We start from the raw sequence: 4,047 nt of genomic DNA, 5'->3' as shown, positions 1-4,047 counted from the left end.
GTTCGGGGTCGCCGAGGATCACGATTCCAACCCGATCAAGATCGGCCTCGGCAAACCCCGAACAGCATGAAATACCGGGTGTTGTCCCAGTCGGGCTCACCGAACTCCCAGAACGAACCGCCGATCGTATAGAGACCACCGGCCGCCATGTTGACCGAACAGAAGCCGCCATGGGCGGCAAAGTTCGGCGTGCCGAACTGGCTCGCCCACCAGCCGGTCAAGGATTGGGATTGATCGCGGCCGGTGAAGAAGGCCAGCTTCCTGGGGTCGGTCCGGCGGATGGCCGAGAGCCGTTCCGTCGCGATCGAAAACGCCTCTTCCCACTCGATCTCGCGGAACTCGCCGGAGCCGCGCGGCCCGCTGCGCAGCAAGGGCTTCTTCAGCCTTGCCGGACCGTAGTGCTGCATGATGCCGGAGCTGCCCTTGCCGCAGATCACGCCGCGATTGACCGGATGGTCCTTGTTGCCGTTGATGTAGCGGACCTTGCCATCCTTGATGTGCACGTCGATGCCGCAGCGGCAGGCGCACATGTAGCAGGTCGTCTTGGCGATGCTGTCGGAAACATCAGGCGAGGTGTCGACGCCGTCGCCTTCGTCAGGCGCCCGCGTGTCGGCAAGCGGGCGTTGCGATGGTGCCGAATTCGCGCCGCGCGGCGGTCCCTGCATCATGATCCGGTGGCGCCTGTACGGCCCATGGATTTGGCCCGCGTCTTCGGTCCGGGGCCGCGCATGTAATGCTCTTCCGGGTGGTAGCGATCGCCGGCCAGCCGCCGTCTTATGCCGCGGGTCCAATGCGCAAGCAGGGATCTGAACCGCCCGATCATTCTGCTCTCTGCGATCTCTCGGCGAATTTTTTCTAACTTCACGAGGAAACTTAGAATAAAGCTACCGATCCGTCTAATCAGTTGTTCTTGTAAATTCGATCGATATTGGTTCTTAATACAGGCATGACCCTGGACCAGTTGCGCATTTTCGTCGCCGTCGCCGAGCGCGGCCATATGACCAAGGCGGCGGAATTGCTGGGCATTTCGCAGTCGGCCGCATCGGCCGCCATCCGGGCGCTTGAAGAACAGCACGGCGTCCATCTGTTCAACCGCGTCGGCCGCAACATCGAGCTTGCCCAGACCGGCCACCGGTTCCTGCCCGAGGCCAAGGCCGTGCTCGAGCGGGCCGCCGCCGCGCGCAATGTGCTGGAGCATGTCTCGCAGACCGTCACCGGCAGCCTCTCGATCGCCGCCAGCCAGACTATCGCCAGCTACTGGCTGCCGCGCCGGCTGGCTTCCTTCCACGAAGCCTATCCGGCCGTCAGGCTGAGCGTCTCCATCGGCAACACCAGGCAGGTCGAGGCCAATGTCCTCGATGGCGCGGCGGATCTCGGCCTGGTGGAGGGGCGCACCGAGTCCGACATATTGCGCCGCACCAAGGTCGACGTCGACAGGCTGATCCTGGTGGTTGCCAGCGCGCATCCGGAGATCCCCGAAGTCGCGCCCGGCCGCCCTGACATCAAGGGCCTGCGCTGGATCATCCGTGAGGGCGGTTCCGGCACGCGCGAGGTGCTGGAGGATCTGGCGCGCCACGAAGGGATTTCGCTCGCCGACCTCCAGATATTCCTGGTGCTGCCGAGCAATGAAGCTATTCGCCAGGCCGTCGAGGCGGGGGCCGGCGCCACCATCATTTCCGAACTTGTCGTGGCACGCGCCGTGGCCGAAGGCAGTCTGAGGTCGGTGCCGCTCCAACTGCCGAAACGCGACTTCGCCATGATCACCCATCGCGATCGCCAGGCAAGCCTGGCCCAGATTGCGCTCAAGGCGCATCTGGGTACGTCGGATCAACGGCGAGGGTTCGCTGAGATTCAGGTCAGGCCGAGTCGAAAATGGCTGATGCCGAGAACCGGAGCGGAGCGTACTTAAAGTACGTGAGCACCGGAAGCGCAGGTATCAGCCATTTGCAGGCCGGCATCACCTGAATATCAATGGACCCGGTCAACCGAACTTTCGCTGCGCATCCAGCGCCAGGCCAAGTCCGACCGAGCCGAACATGTCGCCTTCGATGACGGATGCCTGCGGCACCAGCGACAGGATTTCTCGCCTTGCCAGCGGGATCGCGGTCGATCCGCCGGTCAGGAACACCGCGGTGATGTCGGATGGCTTCACCTCAGCGTCCCGGATGGTCTGCGCTACCGTCGCCGTGACCCGCTCGATGTCCCTGGCGATCGTGGCATCCAGCCCGTTGCGCGTGATTTCGGCCGCGAACTCCGCACCCGGCAGCTTCACCACGACCTCCGCGGATGACCTGTCGGTCAGCTCTATCTTGGCTTTTTCGACAAGTGCGGCCAGCGCGTGTCCATAGCGGTGTTCGACGATGTGGATGAAACGGTCGACCAGGTCGGCGCGCTCGGCCTCGTAGCGGATCTGGCGCAGATGCGTCATCGCCTTGGCGGTGTAGACCAGGTTGATGCGCTGCCATGTCGCGAGGTCGATGAAGTAGCTTGCCGGCAGATTGCGCTTGCCGTCCTTGGTCGGCGTCAAATAGCCGAGTTGCGGCATGACATGGGCGATGCTCAGCAGCCGGTCGAAATCCGTACCGCCGATATGGACGCCCCGGCTGGCCAGGATGTCGTCCTTGCGGTCGAGCGACCGGGAGCGCTGCGGCGAGACGCGCACGATCGAGAAGTCCGACGTGCCGCCGCCCATATCGATGATCAGCGCCAGTTCCTCGCATGTCACCTTTTGTTCGTAGTCGAGCGCCGCCGCGATCGGCTCGAACTGGAAAGCGATGTGCTTGAAGCCCTGGCCACGGGCGGCGTTCTCGAGTTCGCTTTGCGCCTTCGCGTCGGCCTCGGCATCGTCGTCGACGAATTGCACCGGCCGGCCAAGAACGACGGTCTCGACCGTATCGCCGGCATCTGCTTCCAGCCTCATCTTGAGATGTCCGAGGAACATGCCGACGATGTCCATGAAGCCGATCGACCGCGATTTGATGCGGGTCTTTTCATGGGCCAGCGAACTGCCGAGCACGCTCTTCAGCGAACGCATCAGCCGGCCTTCGATGCTGTCGGTGTAGTTGGCGATGGCGTGACGGCCAAAGCAGGTGCGGTTGTCCTCGAAGTTGAAGAACACGGCACTGGGCAGTGTCACCTGGCCGTCCTCCAGGGCGACGAGGCGCGGCTGCCCGTTGCGGACCACGCCAACGGTGGAGTTCGAAGTGCCGAAGTCGATGCCGCCGAAGGCTGGTCGCATGACAAGTTCCTGTATTTGTCGTCGGCGAGCCGACAGGCGCCGAGAAATCGCGCGCTGCCCGGGGACGGGCTGCGCTGCCGAACCGAATTGTTTGTGTCTGCCATTTGGCTGGGGAGCGCGGTCTACCGCATGCCCCGGTAAAGGGAAACCACTTTTCGGGAAAAGTTCTGAAGTGCGTCGCGTTTGAGTGGATTCACGCGACGCACTTCAGGTCTTGATTCGATGCATGTCGCTCGCCCAAAAGCGGGGCCACCTTTGGGCGACATGCATTAATCCCGCCGGAAGATCAGCCTTCCAAGCCAGCCGGTCAGCATGGCCAGCGATATCGCGAAGACGCCATAGAGGAACGAATAATTGTGGGCGATACGGAAGATCGACTGTTCAAAACCGGATTTGCGGATTTCGAGCTGGGCCGAGCTTTCCTTGATGAACAGGCCGCTCTTGAACAGGAACGCGCGGGCTTTATGGGTTCCAACTGGCACATTTGGCGCCAGCCTCACTGTGGCGCGGAACAGGTTCTGCGACAGGAATTGCACGCCGCCGACATTCTCGCTGTAGAGGCCGGTCGCCGACTTGCGCTCCCGCAGTGCGGCCGTGAATTCCTCGATCGTCGCCGGGCTGTCGCCGGCATCGGCGGGCTGCATGTAGAGGTTGGAGGCGCCGAGCGACAGCTGCTTGTAGCTGTTGGGTTCGGTGATGTCCTGCAGCGGCCGCGTCGTCGCCACCGAATAGGAGACCGGCACGTTCTCGAAGGTCTCGGAATCCAGATTGACCCAGACGCCTAGCACCCTGTCCTTGCGGCGCACCAC

The 4,047-nt window shown here is 63.0% G+C and carries 3 protein-coding genes and 1 pseudogene; 1 reads left to right on the top strand and 3 read right to left on the bottom strand.

The window, feature by feature from the left end:
* Positions 1–53 precede the first annotated feature (53 nt).
* A pseudogene (locus EN906_RS25430) lies at positions 54–668 on the bottom strand (molybdopterin-dependent oxidoreductase); the annotation flags it as partial.
* Positions 669–946: 278 nt separating this feature from the next.
* Here EN906_RS25430 and EN906_RS25425 point away from each other — a divergent pair.
* Positions 947–1,909 (top strand): LysR family transcriptional regulator, encoded by a 963-nt coding sequence (locus EN906_RS25425; RefSeq protein ID WP_236383353.1) that lies wholly within the window; start codon positions 947–949, stop codon positions 1,907–1,909.
* 72 nt (positions 1,910–1,981) lie between these two features.
* Here EN906_RS25425 and EN906_RS25420 read toward each other — a convergent pair whose 3' ends face one another.
* Complete coding sequence (locus EN906_RS25420; RefSeq protein ID WP_127267782.1) at positions 1,982–3,238, bottom strand: Hsp70 family protein; 1,257 nt, start codon at positions 3,236–3,238, stop codon at positions 1,982–1,984.
* A gap of 269 nt (positions 3,239–3,507) precedes the next feature.
* Positions 3,508–4,047: TIGR02186 family protein (locus EN906_RS25415; RefSeq protein WP_127375463.1), on the bottom strand; the 540-nt coding region annotated here is incomplete at its 5' end.

The sequence above is a fragment of the Mesorhizobium sp. M7A.F.Ca.CA.004.06.1.1 genome (genome assembly GCF_003999135.1).
GTDB lineage: Bacteria > Pseudomonadota > Alphaproteobacteria > Rhizobiales > Rhizobiaceae > Mesorhizobium.
This window is presented reverse-complemented; position numbering and strand designations above follow the sequence as displayed.

Bases quoted from the DNA above. Each gene is read 5' to 3' on its own strand.
- EN906_RS25425 (WP_236383353.1), top strand. From the start codon at position 947: ATGACCCTGGACCAGTTGCGCATTTTCGTCGCCGTCGCCGAGCGCGGC.
- EN906_RS25420 (WP_127267782.1), bottom strand. From the start codon at position 3,238: ATGCGACCAGCCTTCGGCGGCATCGACTTCGGCACTTCGAACTCCACC.